18 protein-coding genes are annotated in these 22,931 nt (G+C 63.1%); 2 read left to right on the forward strand and 16 right to left on the reverse strand.

From position 1 onward, the window contains the following. Positions 1 to 14: 14 nt before the first annotated feature. The 16 genes from cls to ACOX7T_RS01900 all read right to left on the reverse strand — a co-directional run bounded on the left by cls (position 15) and on the right by ACOX7T_RS01900 (position 20,631). Positions 15 to 1,553 carry a cardiolipin synthase gene (gene cls / locus ACOX7T_RS01825; RefSeq protein WP_433439575.1) on the reverse strand — a complete coding sequence of 513 codons (1,539 nt, stop codon included), beginning with the start codon at positions 1,551 to 1,553 and terminating at the stop codon, positions 15 to 17. 46 nt (positions 1,554 to 1,599) lie between these two features. Then, positions 1,600 to 5,085: a DNA polymerase III subunit alpha gene (locus tag ACOX7T_RS01830; protein WP_433439311.1), complete on the reverse strand. Its 3,486-nt coding sequence runs from the start codon at positions 5,083 to 5,085 to the stop codon at positions 1,600 to 1,602. A gap of 208 nt (positions 5,086 to 5,293) precedes the next feature. Further along, positions 5,294 to 6,223, reverse strand: a complete 930-nt coding sequence (whiA, locus tag ACOX7T_RS01835) for a DNA-binding protein WhiA (RefSeq protein WP_433439314.1) — start codon at positions 6,221 to 6,223, stop codon at positions 5,294 to 5,296. Positions 6,224 to 6,265: 42 nt separating this feature from the next. After that, complete coding sequence (locus ACOX7T_RS01840) at positions 6,266 to 7,285, reverse strand: gluconeogenesis factor YvcK family protein (protein ID WP_433439317.1); 1,020 nt, start codon at positions 7,283 to 7,285, stop codon at positions 6,266 to 6,268. 12 nt (positions 7,286 to 7,297) lie between these two features. Beyond that, positions 7,298 to 8,158, reverse strand: a complete 861-nt coding sequence (gene rapZ, locus ACOX7T_RS01845; protein WP_433439319.1) for an RNase adapter RapZ — start codon at positions 8,156 to 8,158, stop codon at positions 7,298 to 7,300. A gap of 31 nt (positions 8,159 to 8,189) precedes the next feature. Continuing rightward, entirely contained in the window at positions 8,190 to 9,107 is a 918-nt protein-coding gene (murB, locus tag ACOX7T_RS01850) for a UDP-N-acetylmuramate dehydrogenase (protein WP_433439322.1), read from the reverse strand. A gap of 224 nt (positions 9,108 to 9,331) precedes the next feature. Then, complete coding sequence (locus ACOX7T_RS01855; RefSeq protein WP_040647421.1) at positions 9,332 to 10,354, reverse strand: rod shape-determining protein; 1,023 nt, start codon at positions 10,352 to 10,354, stop codon at positions 9,332 to 9,334. A 180-nt stretch (positions 10,355 to 10,534) separates the two neighbouring features. Then, positions 10,535 to 11,197 carry a ComF family protein gene (locus ACOX7T_RS01860; RefSeq protein WP_433439325.1) on the reverse strand — a complete coding sequence of 221 codons (663 nt, stop codon included), beginning with the start codon at positions 11,195 to 11,197 and terminating at the stop codon, positions 10,535 to 10,537. Continuing rightward, positions 11,194 to 11,367: a hypothetical protein gene (locus tag ACOX7T_RS01865; RefSeq protein WP_198286291.1), complete on the reverse strand. Its 174-nt coding sequence runs from the start codon at positions 11,365 to 11,367 to the stop codon at positions 11,194 to 11,196. The genes ACOX7T_RS01860 and ACOX7T_RS01865 overlap by 4 nt, the downstream gene beginning before the upstream one ends. Before the next feature lie 89 nt (positions 11,368 to 11,456). Then, positions 11,457 to 13,673 (reverse strand): SF1B family DNA helicase RecD2, encoded by a 2,217-nt coding sequence (gene recD2 / locus ACOX7T_RS01870; RefSeq protein WP_433439328.1) that lies wholly within the window; start codon positions 13,671 to 13,673, stop codon positions 11,457 to 11,459. A 47-nt stretch (positions 13,674 to 13,720) separates the two neighbouring features. Then, entirely contained in the window at positions 13,721 to 14,056 is a 336-nt protein-coding gene (locus tag ACOX7T_RS01875) for a hypothetical protein (RefSeq protein WP_433439577.1), read from the reverse strand. Positions 14,057 to 14,141: 85 nt separating this feature from the next. After that, positions 14,142 to 14,636 carry a COG2426 family protein gene (locus tag ACOX7T_RS01880; RefSeq protein ID WP_433439579.1) on the reverse strand — a complete coding sequence of 165 codons (495 nt, stop codon included), beginning with the start codon at positions 14,634 to 14,636 and terminating at the stop codon, positions 14,142 to 14,144. A 153-nt stretch (positions 14,637 to 14,789) separates the two neighbouring features. After that, positions 14,790 to 16,835: an S-layer homology domain-containing protein gene (locus ACOX7T_RS01885; protein ID WP_433439330.1), complete on the reverse strand. Its 2,046-nt coding sequence runs from the start codon at positions 16,833 to 16,835 to the stop codon at positions 14,790 to 14,792. A 28-nt stretch (positions 16,836 to 16,863) separates the two neighbouring features. Next, positions 16,864 to 18,045 (reverse strand): ABC transporter permease, encoded by a 1,182-nt coding sequence (locus tag ACOX7T_RS01890; protein WP_433439333.1) that lies wholly within the window; start codon positions 18,043 to 18,045, stop codon positions 16,864 to 16,866. Then, entirely contained in the window at positions 18,042 to 18,785 is a 744-nt protein-coding gene (locus tag ACOX7T_RS01895; protein ID WP_433439335.1) for an ABC transporter ATP-binding protein, read from the reverse strand. The genes ACOX7T_RS01890 and ACOX7T_RS01895 overlap by 4 nt, the downstream gene beginning before the upstream one ends. A 19-nt stretch (positions 18,786 to 18,804) precedes the next feature. Continuing rightward, entirely contained in the window at positions 18,805 to 20,631 is a 1,827-nt protein-coding gene (locus ACOX7T_RS01900) for an efflux RND transporter periplasmic adaptor subunit (protein WP_433439338.1), read from the reverse strand. Between the two features lie 242 nt (positions 20,632 to 20,873). Between ACOX7T_RS01900 and ACOX7T_RS01905 the strand changes: the two genes are divergently transcribed. Then, a complete protein-coding gene (locus ACOX7T_RS01905) occupies positions 20,874 to 21,551 on the forward strand; it encodes a response regulator transcription factor (RefSeq protein ID WP_433439340.1) in 678 nt (225 codons plus the stop codon). A gap of 52 nt (positions 21,552 to 21,603) precedes the next feature. Then, a complete protein-coding gene (locus ACOX7T_RS01910) occupies positions 21,604 to 22,911 on the forward strand; it encodes a sensor histidine kinase (protein ID WP_433439342.1) in 1,308 nt (435 codons plus the stop codon). Positions 22,912 to 22,931: the final 20 nt, after the last annotated feature.

Consider the following 22,931-nt stretch of genomic DNA (forward strand, 5'->3'; position numbering starts at 1 on the left):
GCTGCCCGCAAAGGTTACATCAGGGGCGCAAACACACGCAGCACCGCCCGCAGCAGACGCCGGAGCATGGACCGCTCCCGGCACTGGGCCAGAGTGATCTCCTGACAGACGGCCAGGGTGTCCAGAAAGTCCCGCTTCACGTCCAGCACGGCGGGGGCACCGCACAGCCAGACGCCGTCCTCAAAGTGGAGGAACATGCTGCGGTAGTCCATGTTGATGGAACCCACAGTGGCGTATTTATCGTCTACGGCGAAATTCTTTCCGTGGACAAAACCGGGGGTGTACTCATAAATCCGCACCCCAGTCTCCAGCAGAGGCTCGTAGTGGGCGCGGGTGACCTCAAAGATAATCTTCTTGTCCGGAATGTGGGGCGTCATGATGCGCACGTCCACGCCCGACTTGGCGGCGTTGCACAGTGCCGTATTCACGCTGTCGCTGATGATGAGATAGGGCGTGGTGATATACACGTAGCGCCGGGCCTTGCTGATGAGGTTGAGATACACCGTCTCACCCACCGGCTCCCCGTCCAGGGGGCTGTCGGTGTAGGGCTGGACGTACCCCGGGTTTCGGTCTGTGGGAAGGGGCGGCAGGGCGGTGGGACGGTAGCTGTTGTAGTCCTCCTCGCCGCCGCAGATATACTCCCACATGGTGAGGAACATGACCGTCATGCTCCAGGCTCCCTCGCCGGTGACCCGGATGGCGCTGTCCTTCCAGTGACCGTACCGCTCTCGCTGGTTGATATACTCGTCGGCCAGGTTGATGCCGCCGGTGAAGGCGGTATGGCCGTCCACAATGCAGAACTTCCGGTGGTCCCGGTTATTCAGCCGCACGGACAGCACAGGGATAAACCGGTTGAACACCCGGCAGCGGATGCCCTTCTCTTCCAGTTCCCGCCAGTAATTCTTGGGCAGGGTGTAGAGGCAGCCCACGTCGTCGTAGATGACACGCACGTCCACCCCGGCCCTGGCCTTCTTCTCCAGAATCTCCAGGATGGAGTCCCAGAACACGCCCCGGTCGATGATGAAGTACTCCAGAAAGATATACTGCTTCGCCCCCCGCAGGGCCTCCAGCATGTCGGCGAGCACGTCGTCCCCCAGGGGGTAGTACTTGGCGTCGGTATTGACGCAGAGGGGGCAGTGGGCGTAGCTCTCCAGGTAGTGGGACTGATTGACCGCATCGGTGCCGTACTGCTCCTCCAGGATATCCGCTTTGTACTCGTCGCTGAGCACCTCAGTCAGGCGGCGGTCCATGCCCTCCATCTTCCGGCGCATTCGGACGGAGAGCTGGTTGCCGCCCGAGAGGAGGTATACCAGTCCGCCGAACACAGGGGCCAGAAGTATCGGCACAATCCACGCGATTTTATATCCTGGGTCGGTGCGGGCATTGACAATCCACAGCACCACCAGGATGGAGACCACCACGCAGAAGAGATAAAAATAGATAAAGTAGCTGGCAAACTGCACCATTACCACCGCCAGGATTACCACCTGGAGCACCAGAAGGAGCCCCACCAGGGCGGTGCGGTGGAAGAGGATGGACGCTGCTTTTTTCAGAAATCCCGTAGTGTTTCCTCCATTCTGTTTCCCGCTGTGACGGCACCTACTGAATGACCACGTTCTCCTCCCCCAGCAGCTCCCGCAGCTCCTTCACCAGAGAGGGGTGGACCACGCAGGGCATGGTGGGCGCCCACTGCTCGGTGTCCATAAACTTGGCCTTGAAGGGCTCGTCCCCGGGGAAGAGCTCCAGAATCAGCTGGATCTTCCGCCAGCGGGGGTCGTGGGCGCTGGGCAGACGGACAAAGAGCTTCTGCCGCTTCTTCCCTTTGGGCTCGTCGGGCGCCTCTGCGGGCGCGGCTCCGTCCTGAAGGAGGGGCCGCACCGAGTCCACCATCAGCTGGGGGGCCTTCTCGTCCCGGACGGAGATGCGGCCCGTGGCCAGCACGGGCATGTTCTCCTTGATGTAGCTGCCGCTCTCTCCCAGCACCCGGGAGAACACCAGCAGCTCCATGGAGCCGGTGTCGTCCTCCAGAGTGACATAGGCCATGAGAGAGTTGTTCCGGGTGGTCTTGGTCTTGGCCGAGGAGATGACGCCGGCGATGTTCACCTTCTGCCCGTCCTGGAAGTCGATGTTGCCTTCCTCCTTGGCGAAGTCGGACAGGATGGCTCCGATGGGGGCGGCGTGGTACCGCCGGGCAGTCTCCCGGTACTCGTCCATGGGGTGGCCGGTGAGGTAGAGGCCGGTGGTCTCCTTCTCCATGGTCATCAGCTCCCGGCGGGAGAACTCGGGGATATCGGGCAGTTCCATCTCCGGAGCGGCCTGGGGCTGGTCCCCGCCGCCGCCGAACAGGTCGAACTGCCCCTCCAGGTTCTTCCGCCTGGTCTGGGCGATGGAGTCCACCACCTGGGGGAACACCTTCAGCAGCTGGGAGCGGCGTGCGCCGGTGCTGTCAAAGGCGCCGCACTTGATGAGGTTCTCCAGCACCCGCTTGTTCAGGTCGGCGTCCATCATGCGGGCGCAGAAGTCGGACAGGGACTGGAAGGCGCCGCCCCGCTCCCGCTCGTCCAGGACGGACTGGATGAAGCCCCAGCCCACTCCCTTCACCGCCGCCAGACCGAAGCGAATATTCTCCCCGGTGACGGTGAAGCTGGCTCCCGACTCGTTGATGTCGGGGGGCAGCAGAGAGATGCCGCACTCCTTGCACTCGGCGATGTACTCGGCCACCTTCTCGCTGGAGTCCAGCACGGAGGTGAGGAGGGCTGCCATATATTCTCTCGTGTAATGGCACTTAAAATACGCGGTCTGATAGGCCACAATGGCGTAGGACACGGCGTGGGCCTTGTTGAAGGCGTAGTTGGCGAAGTCGTAGATCTCGTCGTAGATGTCCTTGCCGGTCTGCTCGGGCACGCCACGGGCGATGCAGCCCTCAATGCCCCGCTCGCTGTCGCCGTAGATGAAGGTCTGACGCTCCTTCTCAATCTGGGCCTTCTTCTTTTTGGAGATGGCCCGGCGCACCATGTCGGCCTGGCCCAGGGAGTAGCCGCCCAGCTCCTGGAAGATGCGGATGACCTGCTCCTGGTAGACGATGCAGCCGTAGGTGACTTTGAGGATAGGCTCCAGCATGGGGTGCTTGTACTTGACCTTGTCCGGGTTCTGCTTGCAGGCGATGAACCGGGGAATGGATTCCATGGGGCCGGGGCGGTAGAGGGCAATGATAGCGGTGATGTCCTCGATGTTCTGGGGCTTCAGGCCCACGCACACGCCGGTCATGCCCGCCGACTCCATCTGGAACACGCCGGAGGTCTTGCCATCGGAGAGCATCTTGAACACCGCCGGGTCGTGGTCGGGGATGGAATGGAGGTCAAAGTCGGGGATGCGGCGGCGCACCAGCTGCACCGCGTCGTCCAGCACGGTCAGGTTCCGCAGGCCCAGGAAGTCCATTTTTAAGAGGCCCAGCTCCTCCAGGGTAGTCATGACGTACTGGGTCACCACGGATTCGTCGTTTTTCGCCAGGGGGACGTACTCGTACACCGGCCGCTTGGTGATGACCACGCCGGCGGCGTGGGTGGAGGCGTGGCGGGGCATGCCCTCGATGGCCTTGGCGGTGTCGATGAGGTTGTGAATCCGCTCGTCCCCCTCGTAGGCGTCCCGCAGGGGCTTGGACAGCTTGAGGGACTCGTCCAGGGTGATGTGCAGCGCGCCGGGGCCGCTGGGCACCTGCTTGGCCACGGCATCCACGTCGGCGTAGGGGATGTTCAGTGCCCGGCCTACGTCCCGGATGGCGCCCCGGGCGGCCATGGTACCAAAGGTGACAATCTGGGCCACGTGGTCCTCGCCGTACTTCCGCTGGACATACTCGATGACCTCCTGGCGGCGGCGGATGCAGAAGTCAATGTCAATATCGGGCATGGTGACCCGCTCCGGGTTGAGGAAGCGTTCGAAGAACAGGTCGTACTTCACCGGGTCCACATCGGTGATGTTCATGCAGTAGGACACCATGGACCCGGCGGCGGAGCCGCGGCCAGGACCCACGGGGATGTTGTGGCTCTTGGCGTAGCCGATGAAGTCGGACACGATGAGGAAGTAGTCCACAAACCCCATCTGCCGGATGACCCCCATCTCGTACTCCAGCTGCTCCCTGTTCTTCTCGCTACCCTCCGGGTAGCGGCGGGCAAAGCCCTCCCAGCACAGGTGCTCAAAGTAGGCGTCGGGGTCGGTCCAGCCCTCGGGCAGCTTGAACTCGGGCAGGTGGTACTTGCCGAACTCAAACTCCAGATTGCACTTCTCCGCCACCTTGGCCGTGTTCTCAATGGCCTCCGGCCAGTCGGGGAACAGTGCAGCCATCTCCTCCTCCGACTTGATGTAGAACTCCTCGGTCTCAAACTTCATGCGGCCCGGGTCGTCCACCGTGCGCCCCATCTGGATACACATGAGGGTGTCCTGCATGGCGGCATCCTCCCGCCGGGTGTAGTGGGCGTCGTTGGTGGCCACCAGGGGGATGCCCGTCTCCTCGTGGATGCGGATGATGCCCCGCACCACCTCGGCGTCCTCAGGCAGGTTGTGGTCCTGAATCTCCAGGTAGTAGTCCTCACCGAAGTGCTCCTTCATCTCCAGCGCGGCCCGCTTGGCTCCCTCGTAATTGCCACCCAGGATGAGCCTGGGCACCTCGCCTGCCAGGCAGGCGGACATGGCGATCAGCCCCTCTGTATGCTGCCAGAGGAGCTCCTTGTCGATGCGGGGCTTGATGTAGAATCCGTCCAGAAAGGCCCGGGACACCAGATAGCACAGGTTGCGGTAGCCGGTCTCGTTCTTGCACAGGAGCACCAGGTGGCGGGCCTCGGCGTCCAGCTCGTGGACCCGGTCGGTCATGCCCCGGGGCGCCACATACACCTCGCAGCCGATGATAGGCTTGACCCCCTCGGCCTTGCAGGCCCGGTAAAAGTCCACTGCGCCGTACATCACCCCGTGGTCGGTGATGGCCACCGCGCTCTGCCCCAGCTCCTTGACCCGGGCGGCCAGGGCGGGGATACGGCAGGCGCCGTCCAGCAGGCTAAATTCGGTATGGACATGCAGGTGAACAAAGCTCATGAGGCACTTCTCCTTTTCGTTTCTCTTATCTTGTGTCTGTCCGTCTTCTTGTCGTGCCCCGTGTCTCTGATTCCGCCTGCGGCAGGGTCAGCAGCTCTCACAAACCGCCGGCCCTGCCGCAGGCAGGTCGCTCCATAGGGCCTCACCCTATAGAACGCGTGTTCTTACCGTTTATCATACAGCACGAAAAAATTTTGTCAAGCACCACTCACTGCTGTGTGTCCTGCTTCCCCTGCTCTTCCTCCCCCGCCTGGGAGAGGGCCAGCAGCTTGCGCAGCCGGTGATTCAGGCAGCTCTTGGTGACAGGCGGGTCGCACAGCTCCGCCAGCTGGGACAAGGTCAGCTCCGGGTTCTCCAGCCGCAGCCGGGCGGTCTCATACAGCTTGTCCCCCAGCTCGGTCAGGTCCATCCGCGCCTCCAGACGGCGGATGGCCTCGATCTGCTCCATGGCCGCGTCCACCGCCTTGTCCAGGTTGGCCGCGTCGCAGTTCACCCGGCGGTTCACGCTGCCCCGCAGGTTTTTCTCCAGCTTGGCGTTCATCAGCTCCATGGCCGCCACCGGCGCGCCAATGGCGGTGAGGAAGTCGGCGATGTACTCGCTCTGCTTGAAGTATGTCATGTAGTTGGATTTGCGGGTGGTCTCCTTGGGTGAGAAGCCCGCCTCCAGCAACAGGGCGGTCAGCTCCCGGCTGACACTGTAATGGGAGGTGACCAGCTCCAGGTGGTAGCGCTTGGCCGGGTCTGTAACCGAGCCTCCCGCCAGGAAAGCGCCCCGGAAGAAGGCGGTACGGCAGTGGTCCTCCTCCAGAACGGCGAAGTTGATATGATGGGCCAGGCTGTCCGCCGGGTCAAAGCCGAAGGCGGTAAAAATCCGCCGGAGCTTGCCGGCGTCGGTGATGGCAAACACCCGTTTGCCGCCCTCGTTCTCCGGCAGGCTGTCAAAGTCCAGCTGAAAGGCTTTGCGGAACAGCTGGGGCAGCCGGGCGGCAAAGCTGCCGCTCTCGGTGATGATGCGGATTTCCCGGTTGGAAAAGGCGTTGCAGAAGAGGAGCACACCGTAGGCCTCAGCCTGGGCGCAGCACTTCCGGGCCAGGGGGGTGCGGCACAGCTCCTCCTTGGTCTGGCTGGAAAAGGACATGAAACATTCCCTCGCTTGTTGTATGATATCCGTCCCGGCGGCTCAGAACACTCTGGTCTGGGCCCGGTCCTCGTAAATCTCCATGATGGCGGCGGCCAGCCGGGCGATGGAGTGGCGGGCATAGTTGGAGGTCTCGGAGGCCAGGGGTCGGGTGATGACCTCCACCCCCAGGGCCTCGATGGCGGGCGCGTCCACTACGATGGGGGCCGCGTCCTCCTCCTTGTAGCGCTCCACCAGGCGGGGCCGCACCGGCGCGGAGTTGCACAGGCACAGGTCGATGAGCCCCGGGCCCGAGTGGGCCAGCAGGGCCTTCACATGGTCGGAGGCGGTCATGCCCTCGGTCTCGCCGTCCTGGGTCATGATGTTGCAGATATACATCTTCAGGGTCTTTGCCTGACACACCGCGTCGGCGATGCCCTCCACCAGCAGGTTGGGAATAACGCTGGTGTACAGGCTGCCCGGGCCCAGGAGGATCATGTCCGCCTCGCCGATGGCCTTCAGGCTCTCTGGCAGGGCGGCAGGCCGCTCGGGCAGCAGCCGCACCTGCTTGATGCGGCAGTCCTGCTCCTTCTTGAAGGCGCTGATTTTGGACTCACCCACCACGGCGGTGCCGTTTTCAAAGGTGGCCTCCAGCTGCACGTCGGCGTTGGTCACCGGCAGTACCCGGCCGGTGATGGCCAGAACCTGACTCATCCGGGCCACGGCCTGGTCGAAGGAACCTGAAATGCCGTTGAGGGCGGCCAGAATCAGGTTGCCGAAGGACTGGCCGGCCAGGCTGCCTGAGTCCTTGGGGAAGCGGTAGGACAGCAGCTCCCCCATTACGGGCTCCACGTTGGCCAGGGCCTCCATGCAGTGGCGGATATCCCCCGGCGGGGGCATGCCCAGGTCCTGGCGCAGCACGCCGGACCCACCGCCGTCGTCGGCCACGGTGACGATGGCGGTCAGATTGTGGGTATAGCTCTTCAGGCCCCGCAGCATAGTGGACAGTCCGGTGCCGCCGCCAATGGCGACGATCCGCGGCTCATACTCCCACCGGCGGTCGGCGGTATAAGGCTCGGTCATACAGCGTACCTCCTACGCTCTTGTCATATCCCTGTGGTTGTCCGTGGCCTGGTAGCCCTTCTGCTGGATAAAGTCCGCCAGGGCCTTTGTGATGGCCACGCTCCGGTGCTGGCCGCCGGTACAGCCGATGCCGATGACCAGCATAGTCTTTCCCTCCTCCACGTATTTGGGGAGCAGGAAGCTGATAAGATTCTCCAGATGGGTCATAAAGTCCCGGGTCTCCTGGTAGCCGAACACAAAGTCGTACACCGGCTTATCCAGCCCGGTCTGGTGCCGCAGCTCGGCGATGTAGTAGGGGTTGGGGAGAAAGCGCACGTCAAACACCAAGTCGGCCTCCAGGGGGATGCCGTACTTGAACCCGAAGGAGATGACGTTGACGCTCATGGCGGGGACGGCGCTGTCCCCGCCGAAGAGGCGGAGCACCTCGCCCCGCAGCTTGGACGTGGAGAGCGTGGAGGTGTCGATGATATACTCCGCCCGGCGGCGCACCGGCTCCAGATCCTTCCGCTCCTGGCTCACCGCGTCGGCCAGGGTCTCGCCGGGCCGGAGCAGGGGGTGAATGCGGCGGGTCTCCTTGTAGCGCTTGATAATGGTCTCGGTAGTGGCCTCCACAAAGAGGATCTTGTAGGCGCAGCCCATACTCTGGAGGGTATCCAGGGCGTCGAACAGGCCGTCAAAGGTCTGGCCGCCCCGGATGTCGGTGACCAGAGTCACCCGCTCGTACTTCCCCGGGCTTGCCATGCACAGCTCGGCAAACTTGGGAATCAGCGCCGCAGGCATGTTGTCCACCACATAGAATCCCGTATCCTCCATAAAGGAGGCCGCTTTACTCTTTCCCGCGCCGGAAAGGCCGGAAATAATCACAAATTCCATAACTCCACACCTCTGCCAATGCTTTTCTCTCTTATCCGCAGCCCAGGGTCCGGACCTCCAGCTCTAGGGTGACCCCGGTCTCCCGGAGGACGGTCTCCTTGATCTGCTCTGTCAGCTTCAGAATGTCGGCGCAGGTGGCCCCGCCACGGTTGATGACGAACCCGGCGTGCTTCTCCGACACCTGGGCACCGCCCACAGTCAGCCCCTTCAGGCCGCACTGCTCGATGAGAGCGGCGGCGAAGTAACCCTCAGGCCGCTTGAAGGTGCTTCCCGCGCTGGGGTACTCCAGAGGCTGTTTGCTCTTGCGCCGCTGGGCCAGGTCCTCCATTTTGGCCCGGATTTCCTCTGCGTCTCCCTGCTCCAGCTCCATCTCTGCCTCCAGCACCAGCCACTCCGGGTGGTCGGTGAACATGCTGTGGCGGTAGGTGAGACTGCACTCCGACGCGGGTACGGTGTGCTCCTGGCCGTGCTTATCCAGGTAGGTGACGGCGGTGAGGACCTGAACCATCTCCCCGCCGTAGGCGCCGGCGTTCATCACCACCGCGCCCCCCAGGCTGCCGGGAATACCGTGGGCAAACTCCAGGCCGGTCAGGCCCCGGCCCAGAGCGGCCACGGCCAGCCGGGACAGGGGGATGCCGCACTCGGCCCGCAGGCGGCGGTTGACCTCCCGGGTCTGGTCCAGACCGCCGGTCTTGATGACAAAGGCCTCTACCCCCTCATCGGCCACCAGCAGATTGCTGCCTTTGCCCAGGAAAAAGGGGACGATCCCCATCTGATCGGCGGCACGGACAGCCGCCTTGATCTCTTTTTTATCCTTAGGAAATGCCATCAGCCGGGCAGGGCCGCCCACCCGGAAGGTGGTGTGCCGGGCCATGGGCTCCTGAGTACGCAGCTCCAGCTCCGGGCACTCCCCCTCCAGCACCATGCGCACAGCAGAAAAAATGTCCATTTTGACCTCCAATAGTTGAGTTTATAGGCAATACCGGCCAAAGTACCGGCAAAATATTTCAGCTTTCGACAGACGGCATACGCCGTCCAATGGATATATTATAGCAGAAACACCGGCCGATTAGAATAGTCAGAAGTCAGAAAAGGGACAGTGCCCGGAAATGTGCAGAAACGCCGGAATGCAGCTGCATTCCGGCGTTCGCCTCGCCCAGAGGGCGCACAAATTCAGTTCATCTGCTTGCGGCGGGACAGGTTCATGGTGCCGTCCTGCATGTCGCCCACAGAGTCCAGAGTCTTGCCGGTGCCGTAGGCCACGCAGGAGATGGCGTCGTCCGCCACGTGGGTCTCGATGCCGGTGTGGGACTCAATCAGCTTGTCAAAGCCCCAGACCAGGCTGCCGCCGCCGGTCATGACAATGCCGTTGGTGGAGATATCGGCCACCAGCTCGGGGGGAGTGCGCTCCAGCACGCCGTGAACCGCCTCCAGAATACGGGTGGAGACCTCCTCAAAGGCCTCGATCATCTCGCTGGAGGTGACGGTGAAGGTGCGGGGCAGGCCGGTCATCAGGCAGCGGCCCTTGACCTCGTAGCTCTGCTCCTCAGGCCGGGGGAACACGCAGCCGATCTGCATCTTGATCTCCTCGGCGGTCCGGTCGCCGATGAGCACGTTGTGCTTGCGGCGGATGTACTTGATGATGGCCTCATCGAACTGGTCGCCGGCGATCTTGATGGAGGTGGACTCCACGATGCCGCCCAGGGAGATGACCGCCACGTCGGTGGTACCGCCGCCGATATCCACCACCATGTGACCGTCGGGCTTGGTGATGTCGATGCCGGCGCCGATGGCGGCGGCCAGAGGCTCCTCAATCAGGAACACACGGCGGGCGCCGGCCTGGATGCCCGCGTCCACCACGGCGCGCTCCTCCACCTCGGTGATACCGGAGGGCACGCAGATGACCACACGGGGCTTGAAGAACCGGAAGGCAGCGGCCTTGCGGATGAACTCCTTGAGCATCCGCTCGGTCATGTCGAAGTCGGAGATCACGCCCTCACGGAGGGGACGGATGGCCACAATATTGCCGGGGGTACGGCCCAGCATCTGCTGCGCCTCGGTGCCCACCTTCAGGAGCTTGCCCGTGTCCTTGTCCATGGCAACCACGGAGGGCTCCCGCAGCACCACGCCCTTGCCTTTTACGTAAACGAGGATCGACGCTGTACCCAGGTCGATTCCGATATCTTTACTGAACATACCCGCACCTCTAAGCTTTTTTAGCATTTCTTTTAGTTTGGACCAAAATCCCATACTTTAACCTCTACATTATACTGTCGCGGATGTGTTTTTTCAACGCTTTTCACAAAGTTTATATATATTTCACATTTTCCCGGGGGGAATTGGAAATTTTTCGCTCACATAGGGCAGATTGCCCAGTCAGCGTCCCCGCCGGGCCTGGGCCAGGGTGGCACAGACCACCTGCTCTGCTCCGGCGGTCAGCAGGGTGCGGGCGCACTCGGAGATGGTGGCACCGGTGGTAATCACATCGTCGATGAGGAGAATCCGCTTCCCCGCCACCAGCTCGGGGTCGGTGCAGGCGTAGGCGCCCAGCACGTTGGCCCTGCGGCGCTCATCGTGCTCCAGGCCGGACTGGGCCTCTGTGTCCCGCAGCTTGCGCAGGGTCTCCACCGCCGCGTCGTTCAGGTTCACCGCCGCCGACTGGGCCAGCAGAAAGGCCTGGTCATAGCCACGCTCCTTCTTGCGCTTGTCCGACAGGGGCACCCAGGAGATGAGGTCGTACTCCCCCGCCAGGTGGTCATGGACGCACTGGGCCACCAGGATGCCGTAGATGCCCGCGTACCGGCTCATGCCCTTGAACTTGTAGCGGTGAATGGAGTCACGCACAAAGTTCTCGTAGCGCAGGGGCGAGACGCACTTGTCAAAAAACTCGCCGGACCGCTCCGCTGTCTCCTCCAACAGCCAGGGCAGCGTGCTCTGGCACTGGGAGCAGATCTCCCGCTCTCCAGTGCCCAGCACCCGGCCGCAGAACACACAGCGAGGCGGAAACAGCAGGTCCAGTAGAATCTGCCCCGCCTTCATTTCAGGTCCTCCGGCCGGATAGGCCCGTGTTCCTTCTCAAAATCACGGATACAGGTGTTGATGAGGTACAGGATCTGTCCGCTCATAGAGCGCCCCTCATAGGCCGCAATATACTGGAGCTTGTCGTGGATGGCCTTGTCTGTCCGAATACTGAGATGATTCTTTTCCATATGCCTCGTCTCCTTTCGGTAGACAAAGCATATCTTTTGCACAAATTCTTAGTTAATTCTTACGGCATTTTTACGGCTTAAAATTTCCATTATTCAATGGACGCCAGCCGGGCACGCAGGCCGGAATACCGCCGCTGCTGGCGGTTGTTGGCCACCATCTGGGCCACCTTGCCCTCGTCCCCCACCACGATGAACAGCTCTCTGGCCCGGGTGATGGCGGTATAGAGCACGCCCCGGGTGAGCAGCATGGGCGCGCCGTCCAGGGCCGCCAGAATCACCGCCCGGTACTCGCTGCCCTGGGCCTTATGTACCGTGACGGCATAGGCAGGCTCCAGCTCCATGAGCATATCCGGCGTGTACTCCACCGTCCGGCCCTCAAAGTCCACCGTGATGACCTCGTCCCGGTTGTCCACCTTGACGATGACGCCGATGTCCCCGTTGAAGATGCCCATGCCCGTATCGGTGTTGTCCTTGCCCCGCCACATGATGTCGTAGTTGTTGCGCACCTGCATCACCCGGTCGCCCTCCCGGAAGATGTACTCCCCAAAGCGGCGCTCCGCCTTGCCGGGCTGGGCCGGGTTCACCGCCTCCTGGATGCTCCGGTTGAGGGAGGCGGTGCCGGTGGTATGCCGTCGGGTGGGCGAGAGCACCTGAATCTGGTCGGCGGGGATGCCCATCTTCTCCGGAAGCCGGGTCTTGCACAGCTCCACGATGGTGTCCGCCACCCGCACCGGGTCGGTGCGGCGGAGGAAGAAGAAGTCCTTGGCGGCGCTGTTGTGCAGGTCGGGCAGCTCGCCCCGGTTGACGCTGTGGGCGTTCATGACGATGGCACTCTGGGCGGCCTGGCGGAAAATCTCAGTGAGCCGCACCGTGGGCACCCGCCCGCTGCGGATAAGGTCGGAGAGCACGTTGCCCGGCCCCACCGAGGGCAGCTGGTCCGGGTCCCCCACCAGCACCAGTCGGCACTCCCCCCGCAGGGCGGACAGCAGCGCCCGCATCAGGGTGACGTCCACCATGGAGGTCTCGTCCACAATCACCGCGTCCGCCTTCAGGGGTTCGGACTCGTCATGGGCGAACACCAGCTTGCCGGTGCCCGGGTCAAACTGGGTCTCCAGCAGGCGGTGGATGGTGTAGGCCTCCATGCCGCACAGCTCCCCCAGCCGCTTGGCCGCCCGGCCGGTGGGGGCAGCCAGGGCGGTGTCCAGCCCCATGTGATCGAAGAGGGCCAGCACGCCCCGGAGAGAGGTGGTCTTGCCGGTACCAGGGCCACCGGTGAGCAGCATCACCTGGGACCGGGCCGCCAGTTCCACGGCGGAGCGCTGCTGGGGCGCGTATGTGATGCCCTGGTCACGCTGGATGCGGTCAATCACCCTGTCCATGTCCTCCGGGGGCAGCAGCTCCTCCCGGCTCATCTCGGCCAGCCGCTGGGCCACAAAGCACTCCGCCTCGTACAGGTCGAAGAGGTAGACCGCCTCCTCCCCCGCCGTCTCCTCCTGGATGACCTCGCCCCGCTCAATGAGGGCCTCCAGACCGTCCCCCAGGGTGTCCAGGTCCTCCAGCCCCAGCAGCTGAGCGGTGGCGGCAAGCAGCTTCCGCCGGGGCAGGAAGGTGTGGCCGTTGTTCAGGTTGTGGCTCAGCTCAAAGAGCAAGCCAGCCTCCAGCCGCTGGGGATCGTCCCCCTCCATGCCCTGGTCCAGAGCCAGCTCGTCGGCCTGGTCAAACCGCACTCCCAGCTCCTCGTCCACCAGCAGGTAGGGGTTGGACCGCAGCACCTCCAGGGTCCGGTCCCCGTACCGCCGGTAGAGGGGCATGGCCAGCTGGAGGGGCAGACCGTGGTCCCCCAGAAACTCCAGCAGACGGCGCATGCCCAGCTGAAGGCGGAAGTTCTCCCCCATGGCCAGAGCCCGCTTGCGGGTGATGCCGTGGATTTTGGTCAGCTGCTCCGGGTGCTCCTCCAGCACGGTGAGGGCCTCGCCGCCGAACTCCTCCACAATCTTCCGGGCCGTGGCCGCGCCGATGCCCCGCACCGCCCCCGAGGCCAGATAGTCGAAGATGGCCCGCTCGCCGGCGGGCATCCGCCGGTCCACCGTCTCGGCCTTGAACTGCTCGCCGTAGGAGGCGTGGCGCATCCAGCTGCCCCGGACGGTGATGCTCTCCCCCGGCGCGGCCCCGGGGATGCACCCCACCACGGTAATGCCTCCCTGGTCCCCCGCGTCCAGCCGAAGAACCGTGTAGCCGTTCTCCTCGTTCTGGTAGATGACGGCCTCAACGGTGCCCTCGATACAGTTGAGCTGTTCTTCTTCCATGGCGTCTCTTCCCCTATTCTGTCGGTCTCATTCGTACATATGTTATACTATACCTGTTTTTCTCCCCCAAGGCAAGCGGGAAGGTCCTCTATGGCGCAGAGAATCGTCCCGCCGTCCCGCCCGGCCAGCAGAGCGGCCAGACGCCGCCCCTGCTCGCTCAGGCCGCAGTCGGTAATGACCACGGTAAACCGGGCCATTCCCCCCTTCCTCAGCCAGCGCAACCCGGCCAGGTCCTGCTCCAAGCGCTCCCCGTCCCCGCTGGCGGGCACCACGGCGTACACGCTCCCACGCCCCACCGGGGCCACCATGGCCCCCAGCAACAGCCAGCCGATGGCCAGCAATCCAGCCGCCGCCAGAAGGGCCAACACAGTCTTGCCAATCACGAATAACAACGCCCCTCACCTCCGCCATATCCTATGCGCGGAAGATGAAGGGCGTTCGGAAGAAAAGGCCGTTTTTTCCGTCCTTTCAGGCCAGAACAGCGGAAAACAGATTGACTCCAAAGACGGTGAGCAGGCTCATGATGCATCCAGCCAGCAGTACGCCGGCAAAGATGCTGGGCAGGGCCTTGCGCAGGGGCATATCCAAAAAGGCTGCCACCAGGGCGCCTGTCCATGCCCCGGTGCCGGGCAGCGGGATGGCCACGAAGATCATCAGGCCCAGGTATTTATACTTTGTTACCTTCTGTCCTTTCAGGTGAGCCTTCTTCTCCAGCTTGTCCACCAGGTTGTTGAGCCAGGGCAGGCGGCGGCGCATCCAGAGGAAAACCCGCCGGATATACACCACAATAAAAGGAACTGGGATCATATTGCCGATGATGGCCGCTGTGAAGGCCGCCCCGTAGGGCAGGCCCAGAGTCGCCACGCCGAAGGGAATACCGCCCCGCAGCTCTACAATGGGAATCATGGAGACCAGCACCGTGAACACAAATTCGCCCGCAGGCACGCTGGTCAGCCACTGCATGATATCCAAAATCAAATCACCCTGCTTTTTCGTTGATACCGGGGCGGGCTCCGAAGGGCCCGACCACGCAGATGCTATTCTATCATCCAACGACAGGGCGTGGCAATAAAGTTTTTATTAAATTTGCGGTTTTAAAAAAGCACGGCCATCCGCCTACTCTCCCGCTACAATCACCCGGATCTGTCCGCCGTCTGCGGGGTCCCGGTCGTACCAGGCGGTAAAGGTATCGGTAAATGCCTTTGCCTGGGACAGGGTAACCCAGGTCTCCGTAACGGCGTTGTACACCTTTACGTCGGCGGCAATAGGGATGCCCGCCGCAGTATCGCTGCCGTCAAAGTCCGCCCGGGTCAGGTCCTCCACAGCGGTGAGCGTCATAAGGGCGGCCACCTTGCCCTCGCCGGTGCCCACCACGCCGCCCACGGCGCCGTCCGTAAAGTTCAGGCCGGTGATATAGGCGGTATTGTTCTCCTCGTTGTCCACGGTGACGGTGGTGTTGGTATACTGCATGGTGCCGCTGCCGCCGGTCTGCTCCCCCTTCTCCAGAAAACCGTAGGCATAGCAGCTGCCCGTCACGTCCTCCAGCACCAGCAGATTCACCTGCCCGGCGCTGTCAGTGCCCACGTAGGCGATGGAGGAGGCGGAAACGGTATCCACCAAAATATCGCTCAGGGCCACCTCCACCGCGCCGCTGCCGTTGACCTGGTCATAGATCACCACGTCCGTGGACAGCGTCAGTTCCCCCAGGGTGCCCGCCGCCACGTTCAGGCTGCCCGGGACAGAAGAATTTCCCAGGGCGGAGACTGACAGCTTGCCCCTGGCCGGGCTGGTGACCCGCACCAGGCAGCCGTTCAGGGCGGAGACGCTGCCAGAGTACAGCTCACCGGACACGGTGATGCCGCTGCTCAGGGTCACGGAAACTGTATCGCTGGTTCCGCTGGTCAGAATACCCGCCATAACGGGAGCGTCGGAGGAAGCCGCCTCCGCAGCAATTACCTCCCCGTCGCCGCTGAGGGTGACGGAGATTTTATCCCCGATGGAGAAGTCCCGCAGACTGTCCTGCCCCTCCTCCGCCACAGGCAGCTGAGCCCCCAGCACCGTAATGGTGTCAGGGGCCGCAGTGTTGGGGCTGGCGTCTTCATACCATCCGGTGAGCACTGTCCCGGCGGCAGTCTCCCGTTCTCTGACCCACAGGGCCTCGATACTGCCGGCGGCGCTGTAGCAGAGGACCACCGCATCCCCCGTGCGCAGGTCGTACCAGCTGTCGCTCCAGGTCAGGGTCTCCCCCTTCAGCAGGACGGAGACGCTGTTGGGTACGGAGAAGGTATTCCCGTCCCCGTCCGTAAGGCCGGAGCCGTCGGCAGAGGCCAGGGTGACGGTGCGGGTGACGGTGCCGTCGGGGATAAAGCCCGCCGCCCTGCCGGATTCATCCAGCAGCAGGGTGCCGCGTGTGCCAATGAGTTCCTCGGAAAGGGCATTGACATAGGAGTAATATTTCACGCCGCCGGAGGCCGTCCAAACTTCCACAGTGTGGGCGGTACCATCGTCGGCGGTCACATCCACGCCCGTCAGAAGGGCAGAGGACACGGTTTGGGCCGCCAGGCCCTCATAGAGGGGCGTGCCCTGGACGGTGTCCATGGTGAGGAGCGTATACAGCAGTATGGCGGCCTCCCCCCGGGTCAGCAGGTGGTCCCCGTCGGAGGAAATACCCTCCAGCAGGCCCAGTTCCTCCGCCCGGGACAGATAGTCCTCCGGCCAGAAGGGACCGATATCAGCATCGGTGTAACCCAACAGCCGCAGGGCAATGGTCACCGCCTGGGACACGGTGACGCCGTCATCCGGGCCGAAGCTGCCGTTGCCGTACCCCGCCACCAGGCCCTCAGAGTAGGCCAGGTTCACATAGGGCGCGTCCCAGCGGCCGGCGAGCACATCGGAGAACAGGGTCTTGTAGGCCGAGGAGGCCACACTGTCCCCGTGGCCCTCAGCCAGGACAATCAGCTTGCAGAACTGGGACCGGGTCAGCCCGCTGTCGGGGTAGTAGGCGCCGGTGCCGTCGCCGGACACAATACCAAGCCCGGAGAGCACCTCCACTGCCTGGGCCATCTCCGGGTCGGTCACGTCGGTGAAGGCCGCCGAGGCGGAGGGCACCAGCCCGGCGCACAGAAGTGCGGCCAGCGCAGCCGCCACAAATCGTTTTTTCATGGTTGATACTCCCTTTCTATGCTCCGCCTCACTCCGCCCGCAGGGCGTCCACAGGCTGGAGGCTGGAGGCCTTGGCGGCCGGATAGATGCCGAACACAATGCCGATGACAACCGAGAAGCCCGCCGCCCCCATGGTGACGAGGGCGTTTGGAAACAGGGTTAAATCGTACATCAGCTTGCCCAGCACCGCCGAGAGCACAAAGCCCAGGCCGATGCCGATGAGGCCCCCCAGGCCGCTGAGAATGGCGGCCTCCACCAGGAACTGGGTGACAATCTCCCTTCTTGGCGCGCCGATGGACTTTTTGATGCCGATCTCCCGGGTGCGCTCGGTGACAGTGACCAGCATGATGTTCATAATGCCGATGCCCCCCACCAGCAGGGCAATGCCCGCAATGCCGCCCAGCACCACGCTCATGGATGTGGTCTCCTCGGTGCTCTCGGTCATGGCGGCGTTGCCGTCGGTAAGCGTGTAGGTTCCCACGCTGGAGGAGATGTTCTCGCTGAGGTAGCTGTCCAGTTGGTCCATGACTGTGTCCACCTGGTCGGAGGTGTCCACCTTGACGGTGTAGCTGGTGATGTAGTCGCTGGTCAGGAGGGAGCGGGTCAGAGAGCTGGGCACCACCAGCATGTTGTCCATGGAGTCCTCCTCCCCGCCGTCCTTCTGGTAGTAGGTGCCCACCACCAGGAAGGGGTCGCCGTTGAGATAGACGGTCTGGCCGATGGGGTCGGCATACTCAAAGAGGGTATCCGCCACGTAGGAGCCCAGGACGCAGACCTGGCTGCGGTTTTCAATGTCGTAGCTGAGGATGTCCCGGCCTGTGTCCAGGGTGTAGTTATTGCAGGTGGCGAACTGGTCGCTGCCGAAGTAGACCGTCACACCCTCGGCGGTGCTGCTGCCGTGCTTGACGGTCTTGCTGGTGCTCAGGCTGGGGGACACGCCGGTGACCATGTCGGAGAGTTCCCCGTTTCCGTACTCATAGAGCAGGGTACCAATGTCCTCCGCCCGGGTGGTGTCGTACCAGGTCAGGTCCACCGTCACCTTGTTGACGCCCAGCTTCTCGTAGTAGGCGGTGATGTCGGCGTTGTATCCGCTCACCAGCGCCACCAGCACCAGCACAGCGGTGACGCCGATGATGATGCCCAGCATGGTGAGAAAGGAGCGCCCCTTCTTCTCCCGGATGGAGTCCAGGGCCATAATGATGGCGTTCATCGGGCGGCCACCCGCCCTCCCCGGAAGGCCGCCGTCTCGGGAATCAGCACCCCATCCCACAGACTGTCGTGGACGATCTTTCCGTCCATGACCCGGACGGTGCGGTCGGCCTGGGCCGCAATGGAGTTGTCATGGGTGATGAGGATGACGGTGGTGCCCTGCTCCCGGTTCAGCTCCCGCATGAGGGCGAGCACCTGGGCGCCGGTCTTGGAGTCCAGGGCGCCGGTGGGCTCGTCGGCCATGAGGATGGGGGACCGTGTGGCCATGGCACGGGCGATGGCCACGCGCTGCTGCTGGCCGCCGGAAAGCTGGCCGGGTTTTGCGTCCGCCTTTTGGGCGATCTCCACCCGTTCCAGAGCCTCCATGGCCCGTTTCCGCCGTTCCTCCGCCCGGACGTGCTGGTAGGTCAGGGGCAGCGCCACGTTCTGCCACACGCCGAGGGCGGGGATCAGGTTGTAGCCCTGAAAAACAAACCCGATCTGCCGGGAGCGGATGGCGGACAGCTCCCGCTCCCGCCGCTGAGAGATGGGCACGCCGTCCAGGTAGTACTCCCCCCGGGTGGGCACGTCCAGGCAGCCTAGAATGTTCATCATGGTGGACTTGCCCGATCCGGAGGTGCCGATGATGGCCACGAACTCCCCCCGGTCAATTTCCAGGGTGACCCCGTCCAGGGCGTTGACCTGATTGTCCCTGCCCTCGTTGTAGATTTTATAGACGTTGTCCAGTCGAATCAGACTCATGGTATCTCCTTTCCGGCCCTCAGCCTCTGGGTCCGCCCATGCCGCTGCTCATACCGCCGCCGCTTGTGCCGCCGCCCGAGAAGTCGGGCATCTGACCGCCGCCGGGGAACTCTCCGCCGGAGAAGTCGCCGCCGGGGAAGCCCTCCTGTATCTCGCCGTCCACGCCCTGGCTGGTGGTGTCTCCGCCAGACGGTGCCGCGTTCTGGTAGCGGGTGAACACCTCGGTGTCCGCCTCCACGCCGGAGACAATCCGGGCGTACTGGCTGTTGGTGGCGCCCACCTCAACGGGTACCGCGTAGAACCCATCGGGCACCACGCCGTCCTCCAGGTCGATTGCGTTGTCCGGCCGGGTGTCCGCCTTGACAAAGACACAGGTGCCCTCGTCAGTACTCTTCAGGGCCGCCAGGGGGACCAGGACGCCCTCCTCGTCGTCTCCAGTGGAGATGTAGTAGGACACATTGACGCCCGCCGACAGCTCCCCGGCGGAGTCGATCTCAATGGTGATGGGAAAATAGGCCACGCCGCTGGAGTTGGTGGCCTCATAGCTGATCTCCGTCACCGTGCCCTGGTAGGTGGCCTCACCGGAAGAGGCCACGATGGTCACGTCCATACCCATCTCAATCTTGTCAATGTCCAGCTCGTCGATGTTGGCGGTGATGGTCATGGTGTCCATGTTGTAGATGGTCACAGCGGTGGTCCCCTCCATCCGGGGGCTCTCCCCCGCCCGGACACCCACGGAGATGACCTTGCCGGAGATCTCAGCTGTCACGCTGTAATCAGACCGGGACTCCTCCGCCTCATCGATCTTTTCCTGTGTGGAGGCGATCTTCTCCTCAGTCTGGGTAATGCGCTTGTTGACGGTCTCCAGCTGCTCCTCATAGTCGCTGCCGTCAATGGTGAACAGAGTCTGTCCGGCAGACACCGTCTGATAGGGCACCGCATCGGCGTAGGTGATCTTGCCGGCCACCTGGGCCTGAATGGTCTCCTGGTCGCCGTACTCCAGGCTGCCCTCCACGGCGGGGTAGATCTTCTCGCCGCTGTCAGCGATGAGATAGCCCGCGCCGGTCATTCCCTCGGTGAGGGCGCCCGGATTGTCCACTGTCACAGTGACAGCAAAGCATTTGGTACCCTCAGCGGTGAGCCGCTCCACCATCTGGACCTCGGTCACCGTACCCTCCAGGTTCAGCATCAGAGACGCCACCGACACGCCGGCGTTCATGCCCACGTAGACCTGATCGGCATAAGCGTAGCTGAAATACTGAGTGAGGGTCATCCGGCTGTCGTCCACCAGAACGGCCAGCTTACCGCCGTTCTGGACGGTGTCCCCCTCCTCGGCATCCACTTCCGTAAGACGTCCGGCAAAGGGCGCGGTGACGCTCAGGGCGGACAGGCTCTCCTGGAGGTCGGAGAGCTGGCCGTAGTAGCCGTCCAGCTCCTCCTCCAGCTCGGCCATCTCGTCCTGATAGGTCTCGATCTCCTCGTCCAGCTGGGCGTCATCCTGGACGTAGAGCAGGTCGCCCGCCTCTACGGTGTCACCCGCTGAGACATACACCTCCAGAATCTCCGCTGTGGAGGCGGTGGTCACGGTGACGCTGTCATTGGGCATCGTTGTGGCGGTGCCCTCAATGGCGGTGGACAAGGTCCCGTAGGTGGTGGTCTCAGTCAGTGCCACCTGCTCCTCTTCCGTGAAAAAGAGAGCCCGGGCCCCCACCGCTGCGGCGGCCACCACGCCCACCACGATAACCAGGGCCACCACCCGCCGGATGGGGAACCGGCCTTTTTTCCGGGGTTTTTCCCCGCTGTCCCCGCCGCTCTCCACGGCAGGCCGTTGTTTCAGAAGCTGCACATTCCATTCCTCCCTGCAGCAAATTTTTGACAGGGGCAAGTATACTGGAAAAAGCTGAAATCGCTCTGAAACTTCCAAACCGGAAATATGAACACTCTGTAAACGTTTTGCCCAAAACTGGATTTTTCCTTCGTCCCTGATATAATTTCAGGTAATCTAAAGGTTCCCGCCTTACAATGTGCCTGAATACAGAGTATGCCGGAGCCGTCACAGGCTTCCGGCGCGAGAAAGGTGTGACCCCTATGCGGATTTTAATTGTAGAGGACGAGGTGCGGCTGGCGGAGGCCCTCTCTCAGATCATGGCTGAGCAGCGCTATCAGACCGACGTGGTATACACCGGCTCCGACGGGCTGGACTACGCCCTCACCAGTCAGTATGATGTCATTGTATTGGACGTGATGCTCCCCGGCCTCAACGGCTTTGAGGTGGTTCGGCGGCTCCGCGCCGCCCACAACTCCACCCCTGTACTTATGCTCACCGCCAAGGACGAGACGGCCGACAAGGTCACCGGGCTGGACTGCGGCGCGGACGACTACATGACCAAGCCCTTTGACCCGGAGGAGCTGATGGCCCGCATCCGGGCCCTTACCCGCCGCCAGGGCGAGGTACTGGGTGAGACCATGTCGGTGGCCGACCTGACCCTGACCTTGTCCACCCGCTGCCTGAGCCGGGGCGAGAAGTCGGTACGGCTGGGCTTCAAGGAGTTCGAGGTGATGAAGCTGCTGCTGGCCAACGCCAGCGCCGTGGTGCCCAAGGACGACATCATCACCCGTGTCTGGGGTCTGGAGTCCGATGCAGAGGACAACAACGTGGAGGTCTATGTATCCTTTCTGCGGAAGAAGCTGGCCTTCCTGGACTCGGTGGTCCAGATCCGCACCATGCGGAAGGTGGGATACTTTCTGGAGTACCCGGCCGCATGACAGATACTGAATCGGAGCGGCTGCTCTTCGCCGTCGGGAGCGTGATGGGATTTTGATCCGCAAGCTGAGAATAAAATTTATCCTCACCAATATGGTTCTGGTCAGCCTGGTGCTCCTTGTGGTATTCGCCGCGCTGATGGGCTCCACTTCCCAGCGTCTGGCCGGCCAGAGCATGACCGCCATGCGCATGTCCCTGGAGTGGAGCGATGACCGGGACCCACCCCGTTTTGAGTTCTCCCCCTCCAACGACATGATTCCGGACAAGTGGGCGGACAAGGGCGGCGGCTCTGTCCAGCAGGTGATGATGATCCCCGTCTTCTGCGTCTCCCTGACGGAGGACGGACAGGTGGAAGCCGTCTACTCCCAGGAGAGCGTGTCCGTGTCTGACGAGGTGCTGGAGGAGGCGGTCTCCCAGGCTTTGGAATCCGGCACCCGGGAGGGCGTCCTGAACAAGCTGGGTCTGCGCTACCTGGTGGAGATCAACCGGGAAGGTGAGACCCGTATCGCCTTTGCCGACCGGAGCTGGGAGCGGCAGAACCTCCAGGGCCTGCTTCTCACCTCCCTGCTGGTGGGCGCAGGGGCTCTGCTGGGCTTCTTCCTCATCAGCCTGTTCCTCTCCAAGCTGGCCACCAGGCCGGTGGCCAAGGCCTGGGAGCAGCAGCGCCAGTTTGTGGCTGACGCCTCCCACGAGCTGAAAACCCCGCTCACCGTCATCCTGGCCAACTCCGGCATCCTGCTATCCCACAAGGAGGACACGGTGGCCGCCCAGGCCAAGTGGATTGAATATATCCAGGAGGAGGCCCGGCGGATGAAGGGCCTGGTGGAGGACATGCTCTTTCTGGCCAAGAGCGACGCCGCCCGGCTGCCCACCACCCGGCTGCCGGTGGACATGAGCGAGCTGACCGAGGGCTGTCTGCTGCCCTTTGAGTCGGTGGCCTTTGAGGCGGGTGTCACCCTGGAGAGCGATATCCGTCCCGGTCTGTGCGTCAGCGGCGACGAGGGTCAGCTGCGCCGCCTGGTATACATTCTGCTGGACAATGCCTGCAAATACGCCGGAACAGACGGCACCGTGTCGGTGTCCCTCAGCCGCCCCTCCGACCGTCTGAAGCTCACCGTGCGCAACACCGGGCCTGCTATCCCGCCGGAGCACCTGGAGCACCTCTTTGAGCGCTTCTACCGCTCCGACAGCGCCCGTACCCGGGAGGCGGGCGGCTACGGTCTGGGTCTGGCCATCGCCAAGGCCATTGTCCAGTCCCACCGGGGACAGATATCTGTCACCAGCAGCGAAGCGGAGGGTACGGTTTTCACCGTTCTGCTGCCCCAGGGCAGGCGTCAATTCTACCCTTCCTTTTTGGGGTAAACTTTTCTCCATACAGCAAA

It is taken from the genome of Pseudoflavonifractor sp., assembly GCF_050943825.1.
In the GTDB taxonomy this organism is placed as follows: Bacteria; Bacillota; Clostridia; order Oscillospirales; family Oscillospiraceae; genus Pseudoflavonifractor.